The organism is Nonomuraea sp. NPDC023979 (assembly GCF_040639085.1).
GTDB classification, from domain to species: Bacteria; Actinomycetota; Actinomycetes; order Streptosporangiales; family Streptosporangiaceae; genus Nonomuraea; species Nonomuraea ceibae.
Genome location: NZ_JBEZZG010000015.1, coordinates 159,740 through 185,557 on the forward strand (window position 1 = coordinate 159,740; position 25,818 = coordinate 185,557).

Below are 25,818 nucleotides of genomic sequence, written 5' to 3' on the forward strand. Positions count from 1 at the left end.
GCGGCGGTCTCACAGCAGCAGGGCGATCGCGCGCACGGCAGCCGCGCACAGGGCGACGAAACCGCCCAGCACGGCCAGTGCGCGCAGCCCTTCCCTCCGCAGCTCAGGCAGCCGGGCGCCGATCCGCTCGATCTCCCGCCCGGTGATGCCACCGCACAACATCCCAAACACCACACCCGCCGCGGTCACCGGCGCGGGCTGCTGCCACCAGGTGGAGTCGATCTCGCCGCCCCCGGTGATCCACAGCGCACCGCCCGCCGCCACGGCCGCGGGCACCCCGGGCCAGACCGCCGCCGTCGTCGCCGCCCCCGTCAGCGCGAACGGGAACAGCAGCACCCGCAGCGTCACCCGCACCCGCCGTGAGGCGCGTTTCCTGACCATCCAGTGGCTCATCCAGCACGTCCTGATCAGCACCACGAACACGGCGGTGATGCCGACGCAGGCGATCGGCCACATCACCGACGCCACCACGCACGGCACGGCCAGCACCGCGAGCAGCAGCAGCGCGGTGTTGCCCGCCGGCAGTGTGGTGGCCGCCGTCTCGGACCTGAGCCGCCCACCGCCCGCCTGCGCCCTGCCGCGCGAGCGCGCCGCCTTCACGCCGTCGCCGGCCCGGCTCCGGACCGCTGCCACCTTCCCGTCGTCGGCCCGGCTCCGCACCACGGCGCTCTTCCCGTCGCCGCCCCGGCTCCGCACCGCCGCCGCAGGCCCCTCCGCACCCCGCCCCCGAGGAACGGCCGCCTCCCCGGCCCGCCCCCGGGGAACCGCCGCGTCACCCGCCCTGTTGCGAGGAACGGCCGCGTCACCCGCCCTGTTGCGGGGAACGGGCGTGTCCCCGGCCCGGCCGCGCGGCGCGGGCACCTCCCCGCCCCTGCGCGTCCCCGTGCCCTCCTGGGCCCGGCTCCGCGGCACCGGCGTGTCACCGGTGCCGCCGCGGGGCGCGGCGGCGTCTCCCGACCGGCCACGAGGGCCGTCCCCGGAGGCGCTGCGGGGGATGGGAGTGTCGCCCGCGCGGTTGCGGGGCGCGGGCGTCTTGCCCTCCAGCCCCGGACGGCCGCGCCCGCCCTTCCCGTCCACGCCCGTACGCCGGGGCGCGGGCACCTTGCCCTCCGTCCGCGCCGCGGCGGCCTCGTCGTTCGTCCGCCCCCGCGACGACCCGTCCTCACCCGTACGGGCGCGGGCGGCGGCCCCCTTGGCCTCGTCCCCGGCGGCCCGGACGTCAGGATCGGCCCCGGTGGCCTTGGCCAGCCGCGCCAGCCGGTCTGCCAGCAGCGCCGCCGTGGGCCGCTTGCCGGGCTCCCGGTTGAGCGCGGCCCGCACCAGCGGCAGCAGCGCCACGGGCACGCCCTTGAGGTCGGCCTGCCCGTTGAGGACCGCGTACATCTGCGCCTCGGCCGTCCCCCGCCCGAACGTCGGCCGCCCGGTCGCCGCGAACGCCACCGTCGCCGCCCAGGCGTGCACGTCGGCGGGCGAGTCGACCTGCTCGTCGGCGAAGATCTCCGGCGCGGTGTAGCCGGGCGTGCCGAGGAACGTGCCGGTCATCGTGAGCCGGGTCGCGTCGAGCACCTGCGCGATGCCGAAGTCGATGAGCACCGGCCCGTCGGCGCCCATGATGATGTTGCCGGGCTTGAGGTCGCGGTGGACCACCCCGGCCGCGTGGATGATGGCCAGCGCCGCCGCGATGCCCTGCGCGAGCTGCATGAGCCGGGGCAGGTCCAGCGGCCCTTCCTGGCGCACCAGGTCGAGCAGCGTCGAGCCGTCGATGTGCTCCATGACCAGGTAGGGCCTGGCACACGCGAGATCGGCGTCGAGGACGGTGGCCACGTACGGGCTCTCGACGCGGCGCAGCGCGCGCACCTCGCGTTCGAGCCTGACACGGGAGGAGTCGTCCTGGTTGAGGTCGTGCAGCACCTTCAGCGCGACGCGCTCGCCGCGGCGTGCGCTGGCGAGGTAGACCTCGCCCATGCCGCCCCGGCCAAGCCGCTCGAGGAGGGTGTATGGCCCGACCTTGCCGAGCTTGCTCACCGTCCCTCCCCGCTCGGCGCGCCCATAAGGGATACAACCCTAGCGCCGAGGCCAGGAGGAAGGGCCGCGGCGCGCCGGAGCACGCGCAGGTTTATCGCGACGATTGCTCGGACAGCAGGCTGTCGAGGCCGGCCGTGGGCTGCTGCGCGGGCGGGACGCGGCGCGTGCGCCGCCAGCGGACGTGCCCGTGCCTCTCCAGCCAGAGCATCAGCCGGTCGGCGCCGAACAGCACGGCCACGGCGGAGCCCAGGGCGATGACGATCTCCATGGGCCCCAGTCAACGCGGCGCGCGCGGAGCGTCAGCGGCCGACACACCGCCCGCTACCGGATCCGGTCAGCATCCTGGCCCGGGGATTACCGTGCCCTCGGCGGTGCGCAGGTGGCCCTCGCCGGTGTAGACCCACTTGGTGGAGGTGAGCTCGGGCAGCCCCATCGGGCCGCGCGCGTGCAGCTTCTGGGTGGAGATGCCGATCTCCGCGCCGAACCCGAACTCGCCGCCGTCGGTGAACCGGGTGGAGGCGTTGACGGCGACGGCGGCCGAGTCGACCAGCGACACGAACCGGCGGGCGGCGCCCTGCGAGCGGGTCACGATGGCGTCGGTGTGGCCGGAGCCGTAGCGCCTGATGTGGGCCACGGCCTCCTCCAGCGAGCCGACGACGGCGGCGGCGATGTCGAGCGAGAGGTATTCGGCGCGGTAGTCGTCCTCGGTCGCGGGCACCACCTCGCCATAACCGGCGATCCGGTCGTCGCCGTGCACGGTCACGCCGGCGTCCGCGAGCGCGGCCAGCGCCTTGGGCACGAACGCGTCGGCCACGTCGGCGTGCACCAGGAACGTCTCGGCGGCGTTGCACACCGAGGGCCGCTGCGCCTTGGCGTTGACCAGGATCTGCACGGCCAGGTCGACGTCGGCCTCGGCGTCGACGTACACGTGGCAGTTGCCGACGCCGGTCTCGATCACCGGCACCGTCGACTCCTCGACCACCGAGTTGATCAGCGACGCGCCGCCGCGCGGGATGAGCACGTCCACCAGCCCGCGGGCGCGCATCAGCTCCTTGACCGAGTCGCGCGTCTGCCCCGGCACGAGCTGGACCGCGCCCGCCGGGACGTCGGTGCCGGCCAGCGCCTCCTGCATGACCTCGACCAGCGCCGTGTTGGAGGAGTAGGCGCTGGAGGACCCGCGCAGCAGCACCGCGTTGCCGCTCTTGAGGCAGAGCGCGGCGGCGTCGACGGTGACGTTGGGGCGGCCCTCGTAGATGATGCCGATGACGCCGAGCGGCACGCGGAGCTGGCGCAGCTCCAGCCCGTTGGGCAGGGTCGAGCCGCGGACGACCTCGCCCACCGGGTCGGGCAGGTCGGCCACCTGGCGCACCGCCTCGGCGATCGCGCCGATGCGGGCCTCGTCGAGCCGCAGCCGGTCGATCATGGCCTCGGAGATGCCCTGCTCCCTGGCCCGCTCGACGTCGGCGGCGTTGGCCTCGACGAGCTCGGCGGCGTGCGCGACCAGGGCGTCGGCGACGGCACGCAGCGCCCGGTCCTTCGGCGCCCGCGGCAGCGGGGCCAGCTCGGCGGCGGCCTCACGTGCCGCGCGGGCGACCTTCAGGAACTCTTCGGACATCGCGTGCTCCTCATCAGGGCGTCAGCTGTGGGTCTCCAGTATGACGATGTCGTCGCGGTGGATCAGCTCGCGTTCATATTCCGGACCGAGCTCGCTGGCCAGGTCACGGGTGGAGCGGCCGAGCAGCCCGGGGATCTCGCCGGCGTCGAAGTTGACCAGCCCGCGCGCCACCACCCGGCCGCGCGGCGCGCACAGGTCGACGGGGTCGCCGGCGGCGAACTCGCCCTCGACCGAGGTGACCCCGGCCGGCAGCAGCGACTTGCGCCGCGACACGACCGCCTCGACGGCGCCGTCGTCGAGGTGCAGCCGCCCGCGCCCGGTGGTGGCGTGCGCCAGCCACAGCAGCCGGGTGCCGGGGTGGCGGCCGCCGGGGTGGAAGTAGGTGCCGACGTCGGCCCCGGCCAGCGCGTGGGCGGCGTGGGCGGCGGCGGTGAGCACCACGGGCACGCCCGCGCCGGTGGCGATCCTGGCCGCCTGCACCTTGGTGACCATGCCGCCGGTGCCGACCGAGCCGCCCTTGCCCAGCTCGACGCCCGCCAGGTCCTCGGGGCCGTGGATCTCCGCCAGCCTCCGCGACCCGCTGCGGCTGGGCGGCCCGTCGTACAGCGCGTCGACGTCGGAGAGCAGGACGAGCGCGTCGGCGCGCGTGAGATGGGTGACGAGCGCAGCCAGCCGGTCGTTGTCGCCGAACCGGATCTCGTCGGTGGCGACGGTGTCGTTCTCGTTGACGATCGGCACGATGCCGAGCTCCAGCAGCCGGTCGAGCGTGCGCCGGGCGTTGGCGTGGTGGGCGCGGCGCATCATGTCGTCGGCGGTCAGCAGCACCTGGCCGACGCGCAGGCCGTAGCGGGCGAAGGAGGAGGTGTAGCGGGCGACCAGCACGCCCTGGCCGACGGAGGCGGCGGCCTGCTGGGTGGCGAGGTCACGCGGTCGCGCGGCCAGCCCGAGGGGGCCGAGCCCGGCGGCGATGGCGCCGGAGGAGACGAGCACGATCTGCGTCCCGGTGCCGCGCCTGGCGGCCAGCACGTCGACGAGCGCGTCGACCCGGTCCACGTCGATCATGCCCTGGGAGGTGGTGAGCGACGACGAGCCGACCTTGACGACGACCCGCGACGCGGAGCTGATCCGTTCCCGCACGCTCAAACCCTATCCGAGCCCGCCCCTCCCCCATCCCGGGCACAGCGCGGGGACAGCGCGGGCACTGGGCGGGGACGGGCGCGCGGGGACGGGCGCACGGCCCGTACGGAGACGCCCCCTCGGAAGGGACAGCACCTCTCCCGAAGGGACCATGCTCCTCACGAGGGGGCGTCCTCTCAGAGGGTAGCGGCTCGCCCCCGGAAGATCCTCACCCCAGCCGGCTGTCGGTGCCGCGCGGCCCCTGCCGGACGGCCTCGGCGTTGAGCGTCGGCTGCCAGTCGAAGACGTAGCCGTTCTCCATCGACCCGATGACGACCTCGGCCCCGGCGGTGGCGCCGGCCTTGACCAGCTCCTCCTCCACGCCGAGCCGCTCCAGCCGGTCGGCGAGGTAGCCGACGGCCTCGTCGTTGGTGAAGTCGGTCTGCCGGATCCACCGCTCGGGCTTCTCGCCGGTGACCTGGAACATGTTCTCGTTGACCCGGCGCACCTTGAACCCGGTGTCGCCGAGCTGCTTGGGCCTGATGACCAGCCGCGTCGGCTCCTCGACCGGCTTGTTCGCCCGGGCCGCGGCCACCCACTCGCCCATCGCGAACGTGAGCTCGCGCAGCCCGTCGTGCGTGGCGGCGGACACGGTGAACACGCGCAGCCCCCGCTCCTCGAAGTCGGGGCGCACCAGCTCGGCCAGCTCGCGGGCGTCGGGCACGTCGGCCTTGTTGAGCACGACCATGCGCGGCCGGCCCTCCAGCTTCCCGTACGCGTGCAGCTCGGCCTCGATGACCTCGTAGTCGGTGACCGGGTCGCGGCCGGGCTCCATCGTGGCGCAGTCGATGACGTGCACGAGCATGTCGCAGCGTTCGACGTGGCGCAGGAACTCGTGGCCGAGGCCCTTGCCCTCGGAGGCGCCGGGGATCAGGCCGGGCACGTCCGCGACGGTGAACACGGTCTCCCCCGCGGTCACCACGCCCAGGTTGGGGATCAGCGTGGTGAACGGGTAGTCGGCGATCTTCGGCTTGGCCGCGCTGAGCGCCGCGATCAGCGACGACTTGCCGGCGCTGGGGAAGCCGACGAGCGCCACGTCGGCGACGCTCTTCAGCTCCAGCATCACGTCGAGCGCGTCGCCCGGCTCGCCGAGCAGCGCGAACCCGGGCGCCTTGCGCTTGGTGCTGGCCAGCGCCGCGTTGCCGAGGCCGCCGTGGCCGCCCTGCGCGATCACGTAGCGGGTGCCGGTGCCGACGAGGTCGATGAGCACCTCGCCGGTCGAGGCGTCCTTGACCACGGTGCCGTTGGGCACGGGCAGGATCACGTCGGCGCCGTTGGCCCCGTCGCGGTTGGAGCCCTGCCCCTGCTTGCCGCTGTCGGCCTTGCGGTGTGGGCGGCGGTGGTAGTCGAGCAGCGTGGCGGTGCTGGGATCCACTTCCAGGATCACGTCGCCGCCGCGCCCGCCGTTGCCCCCGTCGGGGCCGCCCAGCGGCTTGAACTTCTCCCGGTGGATGGAGGCGCAGCCGTTTCCTCCGTCACCGGCCCTGACGTGCAGAACCACCTGGTCCACGAAGTCCGGCATTCAGCTTCTCCTCCATCAGCCCTCACGGGCGTCTCACAACAGCAAGAAGGGGCGGACCGGAAGACGATCCACCCCTTCGTACAACCCGTGGCGCTGGAGATTTACTCCGCGACCGGGACGATGCTCACCGCGCGGCGACCGCGCTTGGTGCCGAACTGCACGTGGCCCGCGGCCAGCGCGAACAGCGTGTCATCGCCACCGCGGCCGACGTTGTCGCCGGGGTGGAAGTGGGTGCCACGCTGACGGACGATGATCTCGCCCGCGTTGACCAGCTGGCCGCCGAAGCGCTTGACGCCCAGGCGCTGAGCGTTGGAGTCGCGGCCGTTCCGGGTGGACGACGCGCCCTTCTTGTGTGCCATCTCTCAAACTCCCGATCAGGCCTGGTCGATACCGGTGATCTTCACCTGGGTGTACCGCTGGCGGTGACCCTGGCGCTTCTTGTAACCGGTCTTGTTCTTGTACTTGAGGATGCGGATCTTGGGGCCCTTGGTCTCACCGAGAATCTCGGCGCTGACCGTGAACTTGCCCGCCTCCGTGGTCACATCGCCGTCGTTGACGACGAGCACCGTCGGCAGCGAAACCGAAGAGCCGACCTCGCCGGCGACCTTGTCCACCTCGAGGACGTCACCGACGGAGACCTTCTGCTGCCTGCCGCCGCAACGAACGATCGCGTACACCGCGGAACCCTTCTACTGACTCACTGTTGCGATCCCTCGGCCATCCCGTGCGGGATGGCCGCTGACTCCGAATGCTGCGCCCGTCATTCGGCTCATCCGGAACCGACGAACCGGGGGGCGCGCCAACAGGGCACGTCACCTGACGCACCGGTTGACTAGGGTACCGGATGACCGGGGCCCTAGGCGAACCGGACGATTCATCGGAAGCCCACCGAACTAGTCGGCGGACTTGGCTCGGCGAGAGCGTCGCCGCCCCCTGCCGGAAGTCTGTCCTGCCTGGTCGTCCTCGGATGGGACGTCTTCAAGCGCACCGGTCACGGTATCACGACCGGAGGAGTCCTTGGCCGCGGACACCTTGTCCGAGACCGCCTTCTCCACCGCCATCTTGCCCTGGGTGCCCCGCGGCTCGGACCTGCTCTCCACCGGCTCCGTGGAGACGATGAGGCCACGCCCGTTGCAGCAGTCGCACGGGGTCGAGAACGCCTCCAGGAGGCCCTGACCGACCCGCTTACGCGTCATCTGGACCAGGCCCAGCGACGTCACCTCGGCCACCTGGTGCTTGGTCCTGTCGCGCGCCAGGCACTCCAGCATCCGCCGCAGCACCAGGTCGCGGTTGGACTCCAGCACCATGTCGATGAAGTCGATGACGATGATGCCGCCGATGTCACGCAGCCTGAGCTGGCGGACGATCTCCTCGGCCGCCTCCAGGTTGTTGCGCGTGACCGTCTCCTCCAGGTTGCCGCCCTGGCCGGTGAACTTGCCGGTGTTGACGTCGACGACGGTCATCGCCTCGGTCCGGTCGATCACCAGGGAGCCGCCGCTGGGCAGCCACACCTTGCGCTCCATCGCCTTGCCGAGCTGCTCGTCGATCCGGTACGACTCGAACACGTCGCCCTGGCCGGGGTCCCACTTCGACAGCCGCTCGCCCAGGTGCGGCGCGACGTACTTGACGTACTCGTCGACCGTCTCCCACGCCTCGTCACCCTGGACGACCAGCGAGGTGAAGTCCTCGTTGAAGACGTCACGCACCACCCGGATGGTCAGGTCGGGCTCGGCCGAGAGCAGCTCGGGCGGGCTGGCCGACTTGGCCTTCTTGCGGATGTTCTCCCACTGGGCCGACAGGCGGGCCACGTCGCGGGCGAGCTCCTCCTCCGAGGCGCCCTCCGCGGCGGTGCGCACGATCACGCCGGCGTTCTCCGGCATGACCTTCTTCAGGATGCTCTTGAGGCGGGTGCGCTCCTTGTCGGGCAGCTTGCGGCTGATGCCGGTCATCGACCCGTCCGGCACGTACACCAGGTAGCGGCCGGGAAGACTGATCTGCGATGTCAGGCGGGCGCCCTTGTGGCCGATCGGGTCCTTGGTGACCTGCACCAGCACCGACTGGCCGGACTTCAGCGCCGACTCGATCCGCTTCGGCTGGCCCTCCAGCCCGGCGGTGTCGAAATTCACCTCGCCCGCGTACAGCACGGCGTTGCGGCCCTTGCCGATGTCGACGAACGCGGCCTCCATCGACGGCAGCACGTTCTGCACCTTGCCGAGGTAGACGTTGCCGACGTAGGACTGGCTGGCCTCGCGGTTGACGTAGTGCTCGACGAGGACGCCGTCCTCCAGCACCGCGATCTGCGTGCGGTCGCCCTGGCGGCGCACCACCATCATCCGGTCGACGGACTCGCGGCGGGCCAGGAACTCCGACTCGGTGATGATCGGCGGGCGCCTGCGGCCCAGCTCGCGGCCCTCGCGGCGGCGCTGCTTCTTGGCCTCCAGCCGGGTGGAGCCGCGGACGCTCTGCACGCCGTCGGCGGAGGTGTCGTGCGCGGCCGAGCGGCCCGAGCGGGGCGCGCGGATGCGCACCACCGTGTTCGGCGGGTCGTCGGGCGTGGTCTCGCCGCCCTCGTCGTCGGTGCCCCTGCGGCGGCGGCGACGGCGGCGGCGCGAGCTGGAGGCCTCCTCCTGAGGCTCCTCGCCCTGCTCCTCGTCGCCTTCGTCCTCGCCCTCGTCACCCTCGTCGGACTCGTCGCGCTCGCGGGACTTGCCGCGCCCGCGGCCGCCCCTGCGGCGGCGGCGACGGCGACCGGCGCCCTCTTCCTCCTCCTGCTCGTCGGAGGTGTCCTCGCCCTCGTCCTCGGCGGTGATCTCGTCCTCGGCCTCGTCCTCGCTCACCTCGACGGCGGGCTGGGGCTGGGGCTCCGGCCGCACCGGCTTGGCCTGCGACGGGTCGGGCGCCTGGAACAGCGGCGCGAAGATCGCGGCGGGCCGCTGGAACGCGGTGCCGGGCTGGTCCTCGCGGCGCACCGTCAGCCCGAACGGGTCGGCCAGCAGGCTCGGCCGGTCCTCCTCGTCCAGGTCCTCGCCGGCGGGCTCGTCGTCGAGGGGCTCGTCCTCGGGCAGAATCTCCAGAATGTCGTCATCCGCGCGCTCGACCGGCGCCTCGGCCGACTCGACGGCCTCGACGGGCTCCGCGACGGCCTCGGCGGGCGCGGTCGCGACGGTCTCCTCGGGCTCGGCCTTCTTGCGGGTGCGGCGGCGCTTGACGGGCGCCTCCGCGGCCTCGGGGGCCGCCTCCGGCGTCACGGTGGCAGCGGCGGTCTCGGGGACCGCCACGGCACTCTCCGCGCCCGCCACGGCACCCTCAGGAGCCGTCACGGCACCCTCGGCGGCGCCCTCGGCACCGTCCGCAGCCGCCTCGGCCGCCTCGGCGGCCTTCTTGGTCGTACGGCGGCGCGTCGTGGTGGCGGTCGACCGGGTCCGCGTCGCCCTCTTGGGCTTGACCGCCTCCTCGGCGGCCTGCGCGTCCTGCCCGGCCGGCTCCTCGACGGCCTGGGCCACGGCGGCCTCGGCCGGGCTCGTCACCTCGGCCGTGGCCGGCCGCGCGGCGATGAGGTCTTCCGGCCGTCCGGCGGCGCGCTGCGCGGCGGTGCTCGGAAGGGGACGCCCTTCCGCCACCGACGGGGCCGCCTGGGCGGCGACCACGGTGATGGGTCCGGTGGCCGGCGCGGCGGCCGGCGTCTCGGGAAGCTCGGGCGGCGGCCCGGCCGGGCGGCTGGCCGCGCGGCGCTTGGTCACCTTGGTCTGTTCTGTTGTCTCCCCGTCGGGGCCCTGGGCCCCGGCGTTGGGCTCGTTCTCGTCGAGCATGCGGGCGCTCTCCCGTCAGCTCCCGGGCGCGTCGCCGCGCCGCGCAGGAGCTCTCGTGTCTCGTTGTCCGCCACGCCCCCTCGCGGGGGCATGGCGCCAAGTCCTGTCAGCGGCAGCGCCCGGCAGGGCGCTTCCTTAACCGGCGACGTGCTCACCCGCCGGTCCCGCCTCGCCGCCGCGCGTAGTCTCGCGGTCCAGGTCGAGCGGGTCGGCAAGCGCACCGGTGCGTGCGTCGAGCGGCCCCTGCGCCAGCCTGGTCACCTCGGGGGGAACCGGCGGCGCGAAGTCGGCCACAAGGCGCAGCCCTGTGAGCACATCGTCGGGTCGAACGGCAGGAGTCATGTGCCGAACAACCATGCGCAGTATGACACACGACTGTCCGCCCACCTGAGCTGCAGTTCTGTCTGTTCCCTCTGATCCCTGCGAGTCCGGGGCGCTCAGCGCCGTGAGCCTCAGCACGGCCTCCCGCGCGTCGAAGCGGCGCGGGCCCTTCTTGGTGAGGCGCTCGACCTCCACGGTGCCCGCCGCGAGGAACTTCTCCACCGCGACTTCGGCGAGCTCGCGGTCGGCACCGGGCAGCCGCACCTCCCACTCGGAGACCTCCAGGCGGTCGGCCAGCGCTCCGGGGGCCGCCTCGACGACGTCGAGCACGTCGAGACCAGGCGGCAGCGACTCGTCGAGGTCACGTTTGACCTGCTGCGGATCGCACGGCGTCGTGACGCCGATCTCGAGGTATTCGGCCTCGCTGGCGACGCCGGTCGGCGCCGCTCCCGCGTAGGAGATCTTCGGATGAGGCGAGAAACCCGCGCTGTAGGCCACCGGAATGCCGGCACGGCGGACCGCTCGTTCGACGGCCCGCGAGATGTCGCGGTGACTGGTGAAGCGCAGGCGTCCGCGCTTGGCGTAGCGCACGCGAAGGCGCTGCGCCGTCGGCGCGGGCGGGGGCCCATCGGGAACAGGTTTCAGAGCCTTGTCGTCCTTCCCGTGTCAGAGTTCCTTCATCTCAGGATAAGCCGCCCGGACGCCTGCACGTCTCAGGATCATGTACGGCGTGACACCGGGCGGCCACCGAGCGCGGCTAGATCACCGTGAGGGGAAGGAGTTTCTTACCCGTCGGTCCGATTTGAATCTCGGTGCCCATCGTCGGGCAGACGCCGCAGTCGTAGCAGGGGGTCCAGCGGCAGTCCTCGACCTCGCCGCCGGAGACGGCCTCCTGCCAGTCCTGCCAGAGCCATTCGCGGTCGAGCCCCGCGTCGAGGTGGTCCCACGGCAGGACCTCGTTCTCCTCGCGCTCGCGCACGGTGTACCAGTCGACGTCGACGCCGGCCTTGGCGGCGGCGGCCATCCAGCGCTCGTAGGAGAAGTGCTCGCTCCAGCCGTCGAAGCGCCCGCCGTCCTCCCACACGGCGCGGATGACGGCGCCGACCCGCCGGTCGCCGCGCGACAGCAGCCCCTCCACGATGGACGGCTTGCCGTCGTGGTAGCGGTAGCCGATGGCCCGGCCGTACTGCTTGTCGCCGCGCAGCGACTCGCGCAGCGCCTTGAGCCGCCGGTCGACGGTCTCGTGGTCGGCCTGCCCCGCCCACTGGAACGGGGTGTGCGGCTTGGGCACGAAGCCGCCGATGGACACGGTGCAGCGGATGTCGCGCGAGCCGGTGGCCTCACGACCGGCCTGGATGACCTTCTTGGCCAGGTCGGCGATGCCGAGCACGTCCTCGTCGGTCTCGGTGGGCAGCCCGCACATGAAGTAGAGCTTGACCTGCCGCCAGCCCTGGGAGTAGGCGGCGGTGACGGTGCGGATGAGGTCTTCCTCGGTGACCATCTTGTTGATCACCTTGCGCATGCGCTCGGAGCCGCCCTCGGGCGCGAAGGTGAGCCCGGAGCGCCGCCCGTTGCGGGAGAACTCGTTGGCCAGGTCGATGTTGAAGGCGTCGACCCGGGTCGAGGGCAGCGACAGCGAGGTGTTGGTGCCCTCGTAGCGGTCGGCCAGGCCCTTGGCCACCTCGCCGATCTCGCTGTGGTCGGCGGACGACAGCGACAGCAGGCCGACCTCGTTGAAGCCGGACTCCTTGATCCCGTTCTCGACCATCGCGCCGATCGTGGTGATCGACCGCTCGCGCACCGGGCGGGTGATCATGCCCGCCTGGCAGAAGCGGCAGCCTCGGGTGCAGCCGCGGAAGATCTCCACGCTGAACCGCTCGTGCACGGTCTCGGCCAGCGGGACCAGCGGCTTCTTCGGGTAGGGCCACTCGTCGAGGTCCATGACCGTGTGCTTGTGCACCCTCCACGGCACGTCGGGACGGTTGGGCGCGACCCGCTTGATGCGGCCGTCGGGGTGGTAGTCGACGTCGTAGAACTTGGGCACGTAGACGCCGCCGGACTCGGCCAGCCGCATCAGCAGCTCGTCGCGCCCGCCGGGCCTGCCCTCGGCCTTCCACTCCCGGATGACCTCCGAGATGGCGATGGCGATCTGCTCGCCGTCGCCGAGCACGGCCGCGTCCAGGAAGTCGGCGATCGGCTCGGGGTTGAACGCCGCGTGGCCGCCCGCCAGCACGATCGGGTCGTCGTCGCCCCGGTCGGCGGCGACCAGCGGGATCCCGGCCAGGTCGAGCGCGGTCAGCATGTTGGTGTAGCCGAGCTCGGTGGAGAACGACAGGCCAAGCACGTCGAAGGCGCGCACCGGCCGGTGGGCGTCGACGGTGAACTGGGGCACGCCCTCGGCGCGCATGAGCGCCTCCAGGTCGGGCCAGACCGCGTAGGTGCGCTCGGCCAGGGTGCCGGGCAGCTCGTTGAGGATCTCGTAGAGGATCGCGACGCCCTGGTTGGGCAGCCCGACCTCGTACGCGTCGGGATACATGAGCGCCCAGCGCACGTCGGCGGAGTCCCAGTCCTTCACCGTCGAGTTGAGCTCACCCCCGACATACTGGATCGGCTTCTGCACCTTGGGCAGCAGCGCTTCCAGGCGGGGAAAAATCGACTCGACAGGCATGACACCCAGGGTAGCGAAACCCGTACCGTGGCTGGGACGCCCTAGGCGTAGGGGCGCTGCCGGGAGCGGATCGACAGCAGCATGCCCACGGCGATCAGGTTGGCGAAGGTCGCGGTGCCGCCGTAGGAGACGAACGGCAGCGGCAGGCCGGTGATGGGCATGATGCCGATCGTCATGCCCACGTTCACGAACGTCTGGAACGCGAACCAGCACACGATCGTGCCCGCGACCAGCGTGCCGAACCGGTCCTCGCACTGCCGGGCGATCTTCAGGCCGCGCAGCAGCACGACGCCGAGCAGCAGCACGACCGTGACCGAGCCGAGGAAGCCGAACTCCTCGCCCGCCACGGTGAAGATGAAGTCGGTGTGCTGTTCCGGCACGAACCTGCCGGTGGTCTGGCCGCCCCCGAGCAGCCCCTTGCCGAACAGCTGCCCGGAGCCGATCGCGATGAGCGACTGGGTGCTGTTGTAGCCGACGCCGCGCGGGTCGACGTTCGGGTCGACGAACGCGGTGAACCGGGCGACCTGGTAGTCCTCCAGCATCTGGAAGTAGAACACGCTGAACACCCCGGCCGCGCCGACCAGGGCCAGCAGCGCGATCAGCCGCTTGCGCACCCCGGAGATCACCAGCGCGGAGGCGGTGATGGCGGCGAGCACGAGCGCGGTGCCGAGGTCGGGCTGGAGCATGACGAGCACGAGCGTCACCGCGGCGGCGAGCAGGGCGAGCACGATGTCGAGCGGCCTCGGCCGGTCGCGTCCCTCGGCGGGCTGGGCGAGCAGCATCGCGGTGATGAGCAGCAGCCCGACCTTGGCGAACTCCGACGGCTGCACGGCGAACCCGCCGCCCAGCAGGATCCACGAGTGCGAGCCGTTGATCGTGGCGCCGAGCGGCGAGAGCACCAGCCCGAGCCCGATCAGCGAGAGCAGGAACAGCACGGGCGCGTAGGCGCGCACGGCCCGGTGGTCCACGGAGGCGACCACGCCGCACAGCGCGAGCCCGATCGTCTCGTTGAGCAGGTGTTTCTTGAGCAGCCCGGTGGAGCCGGGCGCCCAGGTGCGGGTGGACGACCAGACGAGCAGCGTGCCGATCACCGACAGGGCGAGGACGGCCACGAGCAGGACCCCGTCGAGCCGCCACACCGGCGACTCGGCGCCGAAGGCCCGCCTGGCGAACGAGCGCCGTCCGGGCGCCAGCGCGCTCATTGCCAGATCACCGTCCCGTCGGGGGCGAACCTGGGCAGCCGCGACACGGGCTTGCCGCCGGGCAGCGCGGCGGGCCGCTTGATGCCGAAGATGCCCTCGTAGATCTGCCGCACGGCGGGCGCGGCGGTCTGGGAGCCCATGCCGCCCTGCGACACCATGGCCACGACGACGAAGCGCGGGTTCTGCGTGGGGGCGAACGAGGCGAACCAGGAGGTGTCCTTCTTGCCCCACACCTCCGCCGTACCGGTCTTGCCGCCGATGCGCACCTTGTCCATCGGGAAGCCGGCGAACGCCCCGGCCGCGGTGCCGTCGGAGGCGACCTGGCTGAGCGCGTTCTTGATGTAGAGCCGCTCCTTCTCGGTGACGGGGAGCTTGCCCACGACCGGCACCGGGATCGTCTTGACCACCTTGCCGTCGGGCCGCACCAGCGCCCAGCCGATGCGCGGGCTGCGCACCTTGCCGTCGGAGACCAGCGCCGCGTACGCCCGCGCGAGCTGGAGCGGCGTCACCAGCACGTCGCCCTGCCCGATGGAGAAGTTGGCCGAGTCACCGGGCCGCAGCACGAACCCCTCGGTGCAGTTCTCGTGCGCCAGCCGCTTGAGGAACGCCGCCCGCGCCCCGTCCTTGACCTCGGGGTAGCCGGTCTGGGCGCGCTTGCAGTTGGTGGCGCTGGTCAGCGCCCACATCTCCTTCTTCCACTTGCGGTCGGGGATGCGCCCGGCCGACTCGCCCGGCAGGTCGATCCCCGTCGGCGCGCCGAACCCGAACCCGCGGGCGGTGTTGGCGAACACCTCCCTGGCCGTCTTCTTCGGCGTGCGGCCGCCGTCGCGCAGATACTGCTCGTACGCCGCCTGGTAGAAGATCGTGTCGCACGACTTGACCAGCGCCAGGTGCAGGCTGAGCGTGCCCAGCGGGATGCCGCGGAAGTTGTTGAAGGCCCGGCCGCCCACCGTGACCGACCCCGGGCAGCTGTACTTGCCGTTCAGCGGGTAGCCGGCGCGCAGCATCGAGGCCACCGACGACACCTTGAACGTCGAGCCGGGCGCGAACTGGCCGTTGATCGCCCGCGACACCAGCGGCTTGCCGGACTTCTCCGACAGCAGATGCTTGTACATGTTCGCGGAGATGCCGCCCGCCCACACCGCCGGGTCGTAGCCGGGCGCGCTGGACAGCGCCAGCACCCGTCCGGTCTTCGCGTCGAGCACCACCGCCGCGCCCCCGTCGGCGCCGGGCGCGGACTTCATCGCGTCCTGCAGCGCCTTCTCCGTCACCGCCTGGATCCGCGAGTCGATGCTGGTCACCAGGTGGTGCCCGCTGACGGGCTCGACCTGCTTCTCCACGCCGAGCGCCTTGCCCATCCGGTCGACCTGCACCCGCCGCAGCCCGGCCTTGCCACGCAGCTCCTCGTCATAGACGTACTCCAGCCCGTCGCGCCCGGCCAGGTCCACGCCGGAGAAGGCGGCCTTCAGCCCGACCCGCTTCTCCAGCTCCGCCTCCGTCACCGGCGACAGGTAGCCGAGCATCTGCGCCCCCGCCCGGCCGCCCGGGTATTCGCGGACCGCGTGGATCTCCGCCGTGACCCCCGGGAACTCCTCCTGGCGCTCCAGGATCTGCAGCGCCTCACGCGTGTCGACCTTCTCGTCCAGCGGGACCGGCTGGTACGGCGATCCCGTCCAGCACGGCTTGGGCACCCCGGGACCGCACGGCGTGATGCGTTTGCGCAGCTCGGCGACGGGCCGGCTGAGCACCTCCGACAGCTTGCCCAGCACCTTCATCCCGCCGTCGCGCATCCCGGCCAGCCCGGTGCGGTCGACGGAGACGACCAGCGAGGTCTTGTTGCGCACCAGCGGACGCCCGGAGGAGTCGAGGATCTGCCCCCGCACAGCCGGCACGATCACCGTGCGGGTCCGCGTCTCGGTCGCCCGGTGCACGAGCTCGGGACCTCGTACGACCTGGACCTGCCACAGGCGGACGGCCAGCGCGGCCAGCAGCACCAGCACGAGCGCCTGGATCACGACCAGCCGGGTGCGCATCCGGGTCATATCTCGTACCTCTGCCGTCGGCCGCGGGTCGCCAGCCAGATCACCACGGGCGCGGCGATCATCGTGTAGGCGACGGTCACGGGAACCTGCTCGGTCAGCGTGGAGATCGTCACCCTCGGGTCGGACATCAGCCCGCCCACCGCCGCCGCCATCAGCGGCGCGAGCACCACGCACAGCGCCACGGTGGTGACCCGCCCGCCGGCCCCGCGCCCGGCCAGATAGCCGACCAGCGCGAACACGAACGCGTACAGCCCCGCGACGTGCGCCGTCGGCGGCACCACGTCCACCACCAGCCCGGTGAAGAACCCGATCACCGCCCCGGCCGCCGGCCCGCGTATCAGCGCCACCGCCACCACCGCCAGCAGCACCAGGTCGGGCACGCCCCCGGCGGGCAGCGGCAGCCGGTTCACCAGCATGACCTGCAGCAGCAGCGCCACCGGCACCACCAGGACCGCCGTCATCGGGCCCCCTCCCTGCGCGGCAGCACCGCGTCTCTCGGATCACGGGCGGGCCCCTGCACCACCACCCCCACCACGTCCAGCGCGGTCAGATCCGCGTACGGCCTGGCGTAGGCGATCCGGACGAGCTGCCCGGGAGTCGACTCCACCTGTTCGATCACCCCGATCGGCACCCCCGGCACGTACGGCGCGCCGCGATGGGAGCCGAAGCTGACCAGCCGCGCCCCCCGCTCGATCGGCGCGGTGGAGTCGAGCAGCTTGAACTGCAGGAGCCGCCCGTTCTCCGCCACCCCGTGCACCACGCCGATCTCCTGGCCGCCCTCCAGCCGCGCGCCCGCCGCCGAGGCCAGGTCGCTCAGCAGGACCACGGTGGAGGTGCGGGCCGAGGCGTGCACCACGCGGCCCACCAGCCCGTCGCCGTTGAGCACGGTCATGTCGGTGCGGACGCCGTCGTCGGTGCCGGCGTCGATCTGCACGGCGTCCTCGAAGCCCGGCTGGCCGCGCCGGGCGATCACGTTGGCGGACACCACCTTGTAGCCGCCCAGCCCGGCCAGGCCGAGCATCCGCTTGAGCTCGGCGGCGCGGGCCGCGTCGAGGCGGTCGGCGGACAGGCTGGAGCGCAGCCGGGCGTTCTCCGCCTTGAGCCGCTCGATGTCGGCCTGGGCGCTCGGCGCCGCGGCGATCGCGTGCAGGAACCCGCCGACGGGCCGGGCCACGGCGCCGCCGGCCTCCTCGGCCGCCCCGAACAGCCACGCGCCGGCCGACCGCAGCGGGGTGAGCGGCGAGCTCTCGCCGGCGCGGTGGTCGACGGTCAGGATGACCAGCGCCGCCGCGAGCAGCGTGCCGAGGATCAGCCTGGCCTGGCGCGAGTCTCTCATCAGCGTCGCGACTCCGGCACCAGCACCTGCTGCAGCGCCTCGAAGTCCTCCACGCATCTGCCGGAGCCGAGCGCGACCGAGTCGAGCGCGTTCTCCACCAGGTGCACCGGCATGCCCGTCTCGGCCTTGACCCGCTCGTCCAGGCCCTTGAGCAGCGCGCCGCCGCCGGTGAGCGCGATGCCCCGGTCCATCAGGTCGCCGGACAGCTCCGGCGGGCAGCGGTCGAGGGTCGTCTTGACGGCGTCGACGATCGCGTTGACCGGCTCCTCGGTGGCCTTGCGGATCTCCTCGGCCGACACGATGATCGTCTTCGGCAGGCCGCTGACCAGGTCGCGCCCGCGGATCTCGGCGTGCGCCTCCTCCCCGGTGGGGCAGGCCGAGCCGATCGCCATCTTGATCTCCTCGGCGGTGCGCTCGCCGAGCATCAGCGAGAACTCCTTCTTCACGAAGGTGATCACCGCCTGGTCCAGCTCGTCGCCGCCGACCCGGATGGACTGGCTGGTCACCACGCCGCCCATCGAGATGATCGCCACCTCGGTGGTGCCGCCGCCGATGTCGACCACCATGTTGCCGGTCGGCTCGTGCACCGGCAGCCCGGCCCCGATCGCCGCCGCCATGGGCTCCTCGACGATGTAGACCTTGCGCGCCCCCGCCTGGTAGCCGGCCTCCTTGACGGCCCGCTGCTCCACTCCGGTGATCCCGCTCGGCACGGCGATGATGATGCGCGGCTTGGCGAAGTGCCGCCGTTTGTGCACCCGTTGGATGAAATAGCGCAACATCCGCTCGGTGACGTCGAAGTCCGCGATCACACCGTCCTTCAACGGCCGGACCGCCACGATGTTGCCGGGCGTGCGCCCGATCATGCGCTTGGCTTCGATGCCGACCGCGACGATCTTCCCACTCGAGGTGTTGATCGCCACGACGGACGGTTCGTTGAGGACGATGCCGCGGCCACGGACGTACACCAACGTGTTGGCGGTGCCCAGGTCGACCGCCATGTCACGGCCTAGAAAGGCGAGCTTGCTGCCCATGGGGAACGGAGCCTTCCGTAACGTCGTTCGCGAATGACTACGGATCGAATTCGAATCGTAACGTGACGTACCCACCACGCCCCGCAACGAGCCCACGCGCCCCACAAAATTCTCCCGCCCCACCCCCAACCCCGATTTTGCCCGTATTGCGCGATACCACCCGACCGCGCCGGGTACGTTGTCCGCAAACGCGAAAGTGCCCGCCAGGCGGCCTGCCTGACGAGCACTCCTGAGCGTGCCCCCGTGATCAGGGGCAGATGATCAGAACCGGTCCGGGAAGAAGATCTTGATCTCCCGCGCGGCCGACTCCGGCGAGTCGGAGCCGTGGACGACGTTCTCGCCGATCTCCAGCGCGTGGTCGCCGCGGATCGTGCCGGGAGCCGACTTCACCGGGTCGGTGAGCCCGGCCAGCGCGCGGAACGCCTCGACGGCACGCGGGCCCTCCAGCACCATCGCGACCAGCGGCCCCGAGGTGATGAACTCGACGAGCTCGCCGAAGAACGGCCGCTCGGAGTGCTCGGCGTAGTGCGCCTTGGCGGTGTCGGCGTCGAGGGTGCGCAGGTCCATCGCCACGACCTTGAGGCCCTTGCGCTCCACGCGGGCGATCACGTCACCGATGAGGCCGCGCTTCACCCCGTCGGGCTTGATCAGGACAAGAGTGCGCTCGGACACTTGAGGTTCTCCTTTGAACAGGTCGCGGAAACTGCGGCACAGCTTACCGTCCCGTCACGCCCGCTCGCCGTCCTCCGGGGAAGCCGCGGGCGGCGGCACGGGCGCCGTGTCCTCCTCGCCGTCGCGCGCCTGCGGCAACGGCTGCACGCCGATCCGTGGGATCACCCCGGTCGGCCGGTCCTCGTCGTCCTCCTCGCCGTCCCGCTGAACCGCCGCGCCCACCACCGCGGGCTCCGGCTCCCCGCCGTCACCGGCCTCCTCCTGCACGTCCTGAGCGTCCTGTACATCCAGTACGTCCTCCGAGGAGGGAGCGCGCCTGGCCACGACCGCGGCCAGCACGATGACCGCCACCACGAAGAACCCGCCCGCCAGCGCCCACAGGTGCAGCGCGGTGACGAAGCTGTCGACCAGCTCCTGCCTGGTCCGGTCACCCTCCAGGGCCACCATCTGCACGCCGGTGCCCAGCAGGTAGCCGGCCAGCACCCCGGGCAGGCACAGCGCCAGCCCGAACATGCCCGCCCCGGCCCCCACCTGGCCGAGCGCCGCCGTGATCGCCACCGCCGCGCCCACCGCCAGCAGCGTGAACGGCACGACGAGCACCAGCCCGTCGGGCGACGGCGCCACGACCCGCACCGAGCAGAGCCCGACGACCATCGACAGCAGCCCCAGCGGCGTCACCCACGCGCTCGTCACCGACGACAGCCGCACCACGACCGCCGCCGCCACGGCCAGCGCCCCCGCCACGCAGAACGGCAGCCACAGCCCGCGCAGCCCCGGCCCGCCGAGCCCGCCCATCTCCACGTACGTCACCTGCGCGACGGTCGGCAGCAGCACGACGCCGACGGCCACCATCGTGTAGGCCAGCGTGCGGCTCTCCCGGGTGCCGACCGTGGCCAGCGCGAGCAGCCCGGCGATGGCGAGCAGCGCCAGCAGGACCACCAGCCCGGCCCGCCAGTCCTGGCTCGCGGTGCTGATGGCGACGGCGGCGATGCCGGCGGCGGGCACGGTGGCCAGCAGCAGGCGGCTGCGCTCCTTGACCCGCAGGCGCGGGGCGGCGGGCCGCCCGCCGACCAGCCACAGCACGAAGTAGGCGGCGGCGAGCACGAGCGCGATGCCGGTCACCAGCGGATAGGGCTGAAGGGTGACCTGCCAGCGCGTCACGCCGTCGAGCGGCCACAGCGCCAGCGCCTGCGCGCCGAGCAGGCTGAGCGCCAGCATGCCGGTCCACAGCGCGCGCAGCACGGGCGGCCGGCCCCAGGCGGCGGCGAGCGTGGCGGGCACGAGCAGCCCGGCGCCCACGCCGTGGGCCACCCGCAGCACGCCCACGAGGAACGCCGACCCGGCATAGCCGCCGGCGGCGTCGGCGACGGCGAGCAGCAGCAGCCCGCCGAGCAGCAGGTGGGCGACCTTCACCCGGCGCAGCGCCACGGCGGCCAGCGGCACGGTCAGCATCATCGCCGGCAGGGCGAGCCCGTGGGCGCGCATCAGCCCGAGCCGGTCGATCTCGGCGGGCAGCAGGTCGGCGACCACGGACACGGTGTTGGGGATCGCGACGATCGCCAGCGGCAGCGTGACCACGATGAGCAGCCCGAGCACGGCGTCGGACAGCCACCCGGACCTCGCGCCTTGAGTCGCGGTGCCGGAGGACCGCTGAAATGGGGGGACGGCCATGAAGCCCGACTTTAGCGGGAAGTCACGCCCTCGACACGCCGAGCGACGAGAATCGCGGTGATCCACAGCGCCGCGAAGATCGCCCCAAGGACGAACATGGCCGGCACCACGAACCCGGCGGCGATCGCCAGCACCTGCGCGACACTGCCCACGACGTAGCCGGCCGGGCGCTTGAGCAGGCCCGCGCCGACCACGCAGAGCAGCGCCAGCCCGATCCCGACCGTCACCGCGAGCGCGGGCGCCACCCCGCCGACGCTGATGGCCACCGGCGTGGTGAGCCCGGCGACGACGGCCTCCATGCCGAGCACGCTCGCGCCCAGCCTGCGCATGCCGGGCGTGACCTGGAAGTCCATCAGGCGCCCTCCGCCTTCAGCAGGTGGCGGGCGTCTCCCGCCGTGATCACGGACCCGGTGATGAGCACACCGGTGCCGCTGAACTCGCCCTCGGCGTCGGCGATCCCGATGCCGAGGTCGATGGCGTCGTCGAGGCGCTCGACGACGTGCACCCGGTCCTCGCCGAACAGCGGCTCGGCCAGCTCGCCCAGCTCCTGCGCCGACAGCGACCTGGGCGAGGAGTTGCGGGTGACGACGATCTGGTCAAGCACCGGCTCCAGCAGCTCCAGCAGCCCGGTCACGTCCTTGTCGGCCATGACCGCGACCACGCCGACGACCTTGGCGAAGTCGAACGCCTCGTGGATGCCGTCGAGCGTCGCCTGCATCCCGCCGGGGTTGTGCGCGGCGTCGACGACCACCGTGGGGTTGCGCCGGACGATCTCCATGCGGCCCGGCGACGACGCCTGCGCGAACGCGTGCCGTACGAGATCGAGGTCGAGCGGGTCGTCGCCACCGGTGAGCGCCTCGACAGCGGCCAGCGCGCAGGCGGCGTTGCTCGCCTGGTGGGCGCCGTAGAGCGGCAGGTAGACCTCGTCGTAGACGCCCTTGAGGCCGCGCAGCGTCAGCAGCTGGCCGCCGACGGCCACCTCACGGCTGAGCACGCCGAACTCCAGGCCCTCGCGGGCCACGACCGCGCCCACCTCGGCCGCGCGGCGCATCAGCACCTCGGCGGCGGCCAGCTCCTGCTGGGCGAGCACGGTGGTGGCGCCGGGCTTGATGATGCCGGCCTTCTCCTTGGCGATGCTCTCGACGTCGGGGCCAAGCCGGTCGGTGTGGTCGAGCGAGATCGGGGTGATCACGGACACGGTGCCGTCGGCGACGTTGGTGGCGTCCCAGGAGCCGCCCATGCCGGTCTCGATCACGGCCACGTCGACCGGCGTGTCGGCGAACGCGGCGTAGGCCATCGCGGTCAGCATCTCGAAGAACTGGATCCGCCGCCCCTGCGTGTCGGCCAGCTCGACGTAGGGCGCGATCTCCTCGTAGACCTCGGTGAACCGCTCCTCGCTCAGCGGCTCGCCGTCGACGGTGATCCGCTCGCGCATCGTGACCAGATGAGGGCTGGTGAACCGGCCCACCCGCAGGTTGCGCTCCCTGAGCAGGACCTCGGTCAGCCGCGCCGTGCTCGTCTTGCCGTTGGTGCCGGCGATGTGCACGACGGGATAGGCCCGCTGAGGCGAGCCGAGCAGGTCAAGAAGAGCCGCGATCCGGTCGAGCGTCGGCTCGAAGTCCCATTCGACGCCCCGCTCCATGATGGCGCGTTCAACCCCACGAAAATCCACCCCCTCAGCCTACTGACCTCGGGAAGCGGGTCACCACGCGGGGAATCATATCGTGGACTGTATAGAACGTTGGAGGGTACTCACCCCGTCCACCAGGTGTCACCTTGGGAAACAGCCTGCCTCACCCCCCGGCAGGCTCCTACGAGGAGGCCATCGTGGAAGGCGAGAACACTCGCGACCCGGACAAGGGCATCACCCGGAAGACGCTACTGAGAGCGGCATTCATAGCTGCGCCGGCCCCCCTGCTCATCGGTCAGGTGCCGGCTCTCGCACGCGACATGAGCGGGCCGCTGGAGCCCACCCCGTTCTGTGACGACGGCGACGACCCCACGCCGCCCCAGACCGAGGGCCCGTACTTCAAGCCCAACTCACCCCGCCGCTCGACCCTGCCGGGCAGCGGCACCCTGCTCACCGTCAGCGGGTACGTCTTCGGGCTGGCGTGCCAGCCGCTGGCCAACGTGCTGCTGGACTTCTGGCAGGCCGACCGGAACGGCGCCTACGACAACGTGGGCTTCAACTTCCGCGGCCACCAGTTCACCGACGCCAACGGCGCCTACAAGCTCACCACGATCGTGCCGGGCCTGTACCCGGGCCGCACGCGGCACATCCACATGAAGGTCCAGGCGCCCAACCGGCCGGTCCTCACCACGCAGACGTACTTCCCGGGCGAACCGCGCAACAACACCGACTCGATTTTCGACCCGAGACTGCTGATGAACGTCCGCACGGTCGGCTCGGGCAGGGAGGCGACGTTCGACTTCGTGCTGAACGTCCCCGGCGGCCCGCAGCCGACCGGTTCCCCCACGACTCCGCCTCCGGGCGGGGGTACCTGGCAGGCAGGGGTGACCTACCAGGCGGGTGCCCAGGTCACCTATGGTGGCGCGACGTATCGCTGCCTTCAGGGGCACACAGCCGCTCCCGGCTGGGAACCTCCCAACGTGCCCGCTTTGTGGCAGCGCGTCTGATCGGGCATCCGAATGCAAGAAAGGGCCACCCCGGCTGCTGGGGGTGGCCCTCCTTGCGTCACCTCTAAACCAGTCCGCCGTCGGCGCGCAGGTTCTGGCCGGTGAGCCAGCCCGCGTCGGGGCTGAGCAGCAGCGCGACGACGGCGGCGATGTCGGCGGGCGTGCCCACCCGGCCGAGCGCGGTCATGTGCGCGACCGCCTGGTACGCCTCCCGCGGCACGCCCTCCCGCAGCAGGTCGGTGTCCGTCGCGCCGGGCGACACGCAGTTGACCGTGATCCCCCGCGGCCCGAGCTCCCGTGACGCGACCCGCGTGAGCTGCTCGATCGCCGCCTTGCCGGCGACGTAGACGGACTCGCCGGGGCTCGGCCAGGCCGTCCCGGTGGTGGAGACGTTCACGATCCGCCCGCCGTCCGCCATCCGCCGCGCGGCCTCGCGCAGCGTGAAGTACGCGCCGCGCGCGTTCACCGCCATCACCTCGTCGTACGCCTGCGGCGTCACCTCGGCTATGGGCGCGTGCCGCAGGACGCCCGCGTTGTTCACCAGCGCCGTCAGCGGCCCGGCGCCGGCCGCCGCGAACACCTCGTCCGCCCGCTCGAACAGCCCCTCGATCTGGGCCACGTCGGCGGCGTCCGCCCGCACCGGCGTCGCCCGCCCGCCGAGCCCGTCCGCGACCTCCCGCGCCGCCCGCTCGTCGGCGACGTAGCTGAAGACCACCGTGGCGCCGTCGGCGACGAGCCGCTCGACCACCGCCCGGCCGATCCCGCGCGACCCGCCCGTCACCACTGCGGCTGCGTTCATTGCCTGCTCCTTCAGTCGTCCATCCCTTTCGCGCTTCACCCTGCCGGTGCTCGCGGAAGGAAGACTTCCGCGACGCGCGCGACAATCGTTCGGGTGAGCGCGAAACGGGACACCGCTGGACGGCTGCTGCGCCTGCTGTCACTGCTGCAGTCACGCGCCGACTGGCCGGGACCGGAGCTGGCGGCGCGGCTGGGCGTCAGCACCAGGACCATCCGCTCCGACGTCGAACGCCTGCGCGGCCTCGGCTACCCGGTGTCGGCCACCTCCGGCACCGCCGGCGGCTACCGCCTCGGCCCCGGAGCCCGGCTGCCGCCGCTGCTGCTCGACGACGAGGAGGCCATCGCCGTCGCCGTCGGCCTGCGCACGGCCGCCTCCGGCACCGTGGGCGGCATCGAGGAGACGTCGCTGCGCGCCCTGGCCAAGCTGGAACAGGTCCTGCCCGCCCGCCTACGCCCTCGCCTGGGCGCCGTGGCCGCGTACACGGTCCCGGTGCCCGGCAGCGGCCCAGCGGTCGACTCAGGGCTGCTGGCGACGCTCGCCGCCGCCTGCCGCGACCGGCGGCGGCTGCGCTTCGACTACCGCGACCACGACGGCAACGCCACCGTGCGCGACACCGAGCCGCACCGCCTCGTCGCCACGGGCCGCCGCTGGTACCTGGTCGCCTGGGACGTCGGCCGCGACGCCTGGCGCACCTTCCGCGTCGACCGCCTCACCCCGCGCACCCCGCCCGGCCCCGCCTTCCCGGCCCGCCCGCTGCCGGACGGCGACGTCATCGCGTACGTGACCAAGGGCGTCGCCTCCGTCCTCGGCCCCTGCCGCACGATCGCCACCGTGTACGCGCCGGCCGAGGTCGTCGCCGAGCGCATCCCCCCGGTGGCCAGGGTCGAGCACGTCGACGCCGGCCGATGCCGTCTGCACATCGGCGCGGCGACCCCGTTGGCCCTGGCGGTCTACCTGGCGGCCCTGGGCCTGGACTTCACCGTGGACGGGCCGGCGGACCTCCTCGACCAGCTCGCCGCCATCAGCGACCGCTGCTCCTCGGCCCGCGCGACATAACGCAAAAAGGCCCTGGGGATACCCGAGGGGCAGGGCCGGTTCGTCTCCAGAACGCGAAAAGGCCCCCGGGATCACCCCCGAGGGCCCAATTTCGTCACACAACGCAGAGAAGGCCCCGACAATGAATGTCGGGGCCCTCTACTGAAAGATTGTCCGGCGGTGACCTACTCTCCCACACCCTCCCGAGTGCAGTACCATCGGCGCAGGGAAGCTTAACTTCCGGGTTCGGAATGTAA

Annotated in this window: 22 protein-coding genes and 1 rRNA gene; 2 read left to right on the forward strand and 21 right to left on the reverse strand. The window is 72.4% G+C overall.

Going from position 1 to position 25,818, the window contains the following annotated elements; all coding sequences use genetic code 11:
• Positions 1 to 9 precede the first annotated feature (9 nt).
• The 19 genes from AB0G11_RS25735 to AB0G11_RS25825 all read right to left on the reverse strand — a co-directional run bounded on the left by AB0G11_RS25735 (position 10) and on the right by AB0G11_RS25825 (position 22,732).
• Complete coding sequence (locus AB0G11_RS25735) at positions 10 to 2,025, reverse strand: protein kinase (RefSeq protein ID WP_357588677.1); 2,016 nt, start codon at positions 2,023 to 2,025, stop codon at positions 10 to 12.
• A gap of 91 nt (positions 2,026 to 2,116) precedes the next feature.
• On the reverse strand, positions 2,117 to 2,293 hold the full coding sequence (locus AB0G11_RS25740; protein WP_357588679.1) for a hypothetical protein: 177 nt from the start codon (positions 2,291 to 2,293) through the stop codon (positions 2,117 to 2,119).
• 66 nt (positions 2,294 to 2,359) lie between these two features.
• Positions 2,360 to 3,640, reverse strand: coding sequence for a glutamate-5-semialdehyde dehydrogenase (locus tag AB0G11_RS25745; RefSeq protein WP_357588681.1), 1,281 nt, complete (start codon positions 3,638 to 3,640; stop codon positions 2,360 to 2,362).
• Positions 3,641 to 3,661: 21 nt separating this feature from the next.
• The gene (gene proB / locus AB0G11_RS25750) at positions 3,662 to 4,777 is read right to left on the reverse strand and encodes a glutamate 5-kinase (protein ID WP_357588683.1); all 1,116 of its coding nucleotides are present in this window, start codon (positions 4,775 to 4,777) and stop codon (positions 3,662 to 3,664) included.
• Between the two features lie 208 nt (positions 4,778 to 4,985).
• Positions 4,986 to 6,338: a GTPase ObgE gene (gene obgE, locus AB0G11_RS25755; protein ID WP_357588685.1), complete on the reverse strand. Its 1,353-nt coding sequence runs from the start codon at positions 6,336 to 6,338 to the stop codon at positions 4,986 to 4,988.
• A gap of 101 nt (positions 6,339 to 6,439) precedes the next feature.
• On the reverse strand, positions 6,440 to 6,697 hold the full coding sequence (rpmA, locus tag AB0G11_RS25760) for a 50S ribosomal protein L27 (protein WP_049575729.1): 258 nt from the start codon (positions 6,695 to 6,697) through the stop codon (positions 6,440 to 6,442).
• A gap of 15 nt (positions 6,698 to 6,712) precedes the next feature.
• Positions 6,713 to 7,015, reverse strand: coding sequence for a 50S ribosomal protein L21 (gene rplU, locus AB0G11_RS25765; protein ID WP_049575732.1), 303 nt, complete (start codon positions 7,013 to 7,015; stop codon positions 6,713 to 6,715).
• A 216-nt stretch (positions 7,016 to 7,231) separates the two neighbouring features.
• Positions 7,232 to 10,147 carry an Rne/Rng family ribonuclease gene (locus tag AB0G11_RS25770; protein ID WP_357588687.1) on the reverse strand — a complete coding sequence of 972 codons (2,916 nt, stop codon included), beginning with the start codon at positions 10,145 to 10,147 and terminating at the stop codon, positions 7,232 to 7,234.
• Between the two features lie 135 nt (positions 10,148 to 10,282).
• A complete protein-coding gene (locus AB0G11_RS25775) occupies positions 10,283 to 11,059 on the reverse strand; it encodes a TIGR03936 family radical SAM-associated protein (RefSeq protein ID WP_308125822.1) in 777 nt (258 codons plus the stop codon).
• 166 nt (positions 11,060 to 11,225) lie between these two features.
• Positions 11,226 to 13,136, reverse strand: coding sequence for a TIGR03960 family B12-binding radical SAM protein (locus AB0G11_RS25780; protein ID WP_357588689.1), 1,911 nt, complete (start codon positions 13,134 to 13,136; stop codon positions 11,226 to 11,228).
• Between the two features lie 41 nt (positions 13,137 to 13,177).
• A complete protein-coding gene (gene rodA / locus AB0G11_RS25785; RefSeq protein WP_219506881.1) occupies positions 13,178 to 14,338 on the reverse strand; it encodes a rod shape-determining protein RodA in 1,161 nt (386 codons plus the stop codon).
• Positions 14,335 to 16,380, reverse strand: coding sequence for a penicillin-binding protein 2 (gene mrdA / locus AB0G11_RS25790; RefSeq protein WP_219506882.1), 2,046 nt, complete (start codon positions 16,378 to 16,380; stop codon positions 14,335 to 14,337). Before mrdA ends, rodA begins: the two co-directional genes overlap by 4 nt.
• Complete coding sequence (gene mreD / locus AB0G11_RS25795) at positions 16,377 to 16,841, reverse strand: rod shape-determining protein MreD (protein ID WP_357588691.1); 465 nt, start codon at positions 16,839 to 16,841, stop codon at positions 16,377 to 16,379. Before mreD ends, mrdA begins: the two co-directional genes overlap by 4 nt.
• Complete coding sequence (gene mreC / locus AB0G11_RS25800) at positions 16,838 to 17,716, reverse strand: rod shape-determining protein MreC (protein WP_219506884.1); 879 nt, start codon at positions 17,714 to 17,716, stop codon at positions 16,838 to 16,840. The genes mreD and mreC overlap by 4 nt, the downstream gene beginning before the upstream one ends.
• Positions 17,716 to 18,747 carry a rod shape-determining protein gene (locus AB0G11_RS25805; protein WP_219506885.1) on the reverse strand — a complete coding sequence of 344 codons (1,032 nt, stop codon included), beginning with the start codon at positions 18,745 to 18,747 and terminating at the stop codon, positions 17,716 to 17,718. Before AB0G11_RS25805 ends, mreC begins: the two co-directional genes overlap by 1 nt.
• A 261-nt stretch (positions 18,748 to 19,008) precedes the next feature.
• Entirely contained in the window at positions 19,009 to 19,419 is a 411-nt protein-coding gene (ndk, locus tag AB0G11_RS25810) for a nucleoside-diphosphate kinase (protein WP_080046153.1), read from the reverse strand.
• Positions 19,420 to 19,473: 54 nt separating this feature from the next.
• Entirely contained in the window at positions 19,474 to 21,090 is a 1,617-nt protein-coding gene (locus tag AB0G11_RS25815) for a hypothetical protein (RefSeq protein ID WP_357588693.1), read from the reverse strand.
• A gap of 11 nt (positions 21,091 to 21,101) precedes the next feature.
• The gene (locus AB0G11_RS25820) at positions 21,102 to 21,443 is read right to left on the reverse strand and encodes a DUF4233 domain-containing protein (RefSeq protein WP_357588694.1); all 342 of its coding nucleotides are present in this window, start codon (positions 21,441 to 21,443) and stop codon (positions 21,102 to 21,104) included.
• Positions 21,443 to 22,732: a folylpolyglutamate synthase/dihydrofolate synthase family protein gene (locus AB0G11_RS25825; protein ID WP_219506901.1), complete on the reverse strand. Its 1,290-nt coding sequence runs from the start codon at positions 22,730 to 22,732 to the stop codon at positions 21,443 to 21,445. Before AB0G11_RS25825 ends, AB0G11_RS25820 begins: the two co-directional genes overlap by 1 nt.
• A gap of 287 nt (positions 22,733 to 23,019) precedes the next feature.
• On the opposite strand from AB0G11_RS25825, the gene AB0G11_RS25830 reads away from it, so the two are divergent.
• Positions 23,020 to 23,727, forward strand: a complete 708-nt coding sequence (locus AB0G11_RS25830) for a carbohydrate-binding protein (protein WP_308125823.1) — start codon at positions 23,020 to 23,022, stop codon at positions 23,725 to 23,727.
• Positions 23,728 to 23,791: 64 nt separating this feature from the next.
• Here AB0G11_RS25830 and AB0G11_RS25835 read toward each other — a convergent pair whose 3' ends face one another.
• Positions 23,792 to 24,526: an SDR family oxidoreductase gene (locus AB0G11_RS25835; RefSeq protein WP_219506890.1), complete on the reverse strand. Its 735-nt coding sequence runs from the start codon at positions 24,524 to 24,526 to the stop codon at positions 23,792 to 23,794.
• 93 nt (positions 24,527 to 24,619) lie between these two features.
• Between AB0G11_RS25835 and AB0G11_RS25840 the strand changes: the two genes are divergently transcribed.
• Positions 24,620 to 25,582, forward strand: coding sequence for a transcriptional regulator (locus AB0G11_RS25840; RefSeq protein WP_219506893.1), 963 nt, complete (start codon positions 24,620 to 24,622; stop codon positions 25,580 to 25,582).
• A 151-nt stretch (positions 25,583 to 25,733) separates the two neighbouring features.
• On the opposite strand, the gene rrf is transcribed toward AB0G11_RS25840, so the two are convergent.
• Positions 25,734 to 25,818 (reverse strand): 5S ribosomal RNA (rrf, locus tag AB0G11_RS25845); the annotation flags it as partial.

What these genes read in the sequence shown, in the direction of transcription:
- AB0G11_RS25740 (WP_357588679.1), bottom strand. Translation starts at nt 2,293, where the DNA reads ATGGAGATCGTCATCGCCCTGGGCTCCGCCGTGGCCGTGCTGTTCGGC.
- AB0G11_RS25745 (WP_357588681.1), bottom strand. Translation starts at nt 3,640, where the DNA reads ATGTCCGAAGAGTTCCTGAAGGTCGCCCGCGCGGCACGTGAGGCCGCC.
- obgE (WP_357588685.1), bottom strand. Translation starts at nt 6,338, where the DNA reads ATGCCGGACTTCGTGGACCAGGTGGTTCTGCACGTCAGGGCCGGTGAC.
- rpmA (WP_049575729.1), bottom strand. Translation starts at nt 6,697, where the DNA reads ATGGCACACAAGAAGGGCGCGTCGTCCACCCGGAACGGCCGCGACTCC.
- AB0G11_RS25770 (WP_357588687.1), bottom strand. Translation starts at nt 10,147, where the DNA reads ATGCTCGACGAGAACGAGCCCAACGCCGGGGCCCAGGGCCCCGACGGG.
- AB0G11_RS25780 (WP_357588689.1), bottom strand. Translation starts at nt 13,136, where the DNA reads ATGCCTGTCGAGTCGATTTTTCCCCGCCTGGAAGCGCTGCTGCCCAAG.
- rodA (WP_219506881.1), bottom strand. Translation starts at nt 14,338, where the DNA reads ATGAGCGCGCTGGCGCCCGGACGGCGCTCGTTCGCCAGGCGGGCCTTC.
- mrdA (WP_219506882.1), bottom strand. Translation starts at nt 16,380, where the DNA reads ATGACCCGGATGCGCACCCGGCTGGTCGTGATCCAGGCGCTCGTGCTG.
- mreD (WP_357588691.1), bottom strand. Translation starts at nt 16,841, where the DNA reads ATGACGGCGGTCCTGGTGGTGCCGGTGGCGCTGCTGCTGCAGGTCATG.
- mreC (WP_219506884.1), bottom strand. Translation starts at nt 17,716, where the DNA reads ATGAGAGACTCGCGCCAGGCCAGGCTGATCCTCGGCACGCTGCTCGCG.
- AB0G11_RS25805 (WP_219506885.1), bottom strand. Translation starts at nt 18,747, where the DNA reads ATGGGCAGCAAGCTCGCCTTTCTAGGCCGTGACATGGCGGTCGACCTG.
- AB0G11_RS25815 (WP_357588693.1), bottom strand. Translation starts at nt 21,090, where the DNA reads ATGGCCGTCCCCCCATTTCAGCGGTCCTCCGGCACCGCGACTCAAGGC.
- AB0G11_RS25820 (WP_357588694.1), bottom strand. Translation starts at nt 21,443, where the DNA reads ATGGACTTCCAGGTCACGCCCGGCATGCGCAGGCTGGGCGCGAGCGTG.
- AB0G11_RS25825 (WP_219506901.1), bottom strand. Translation starts at nt 22,732, where the DNA reads ATGGAGCGGGGCGTCGAATGGGACTTCGAGCCGACGCTCGACCGGATC.
- AB0G11_RS25835 (WP_219506890.1), bottom strand. Translation starts at nt 24,526, where the DNA reads ATGAACGCAGCCGCAGTGGTGACGGGCGGGTCGCGCGGGATCGGCCGG.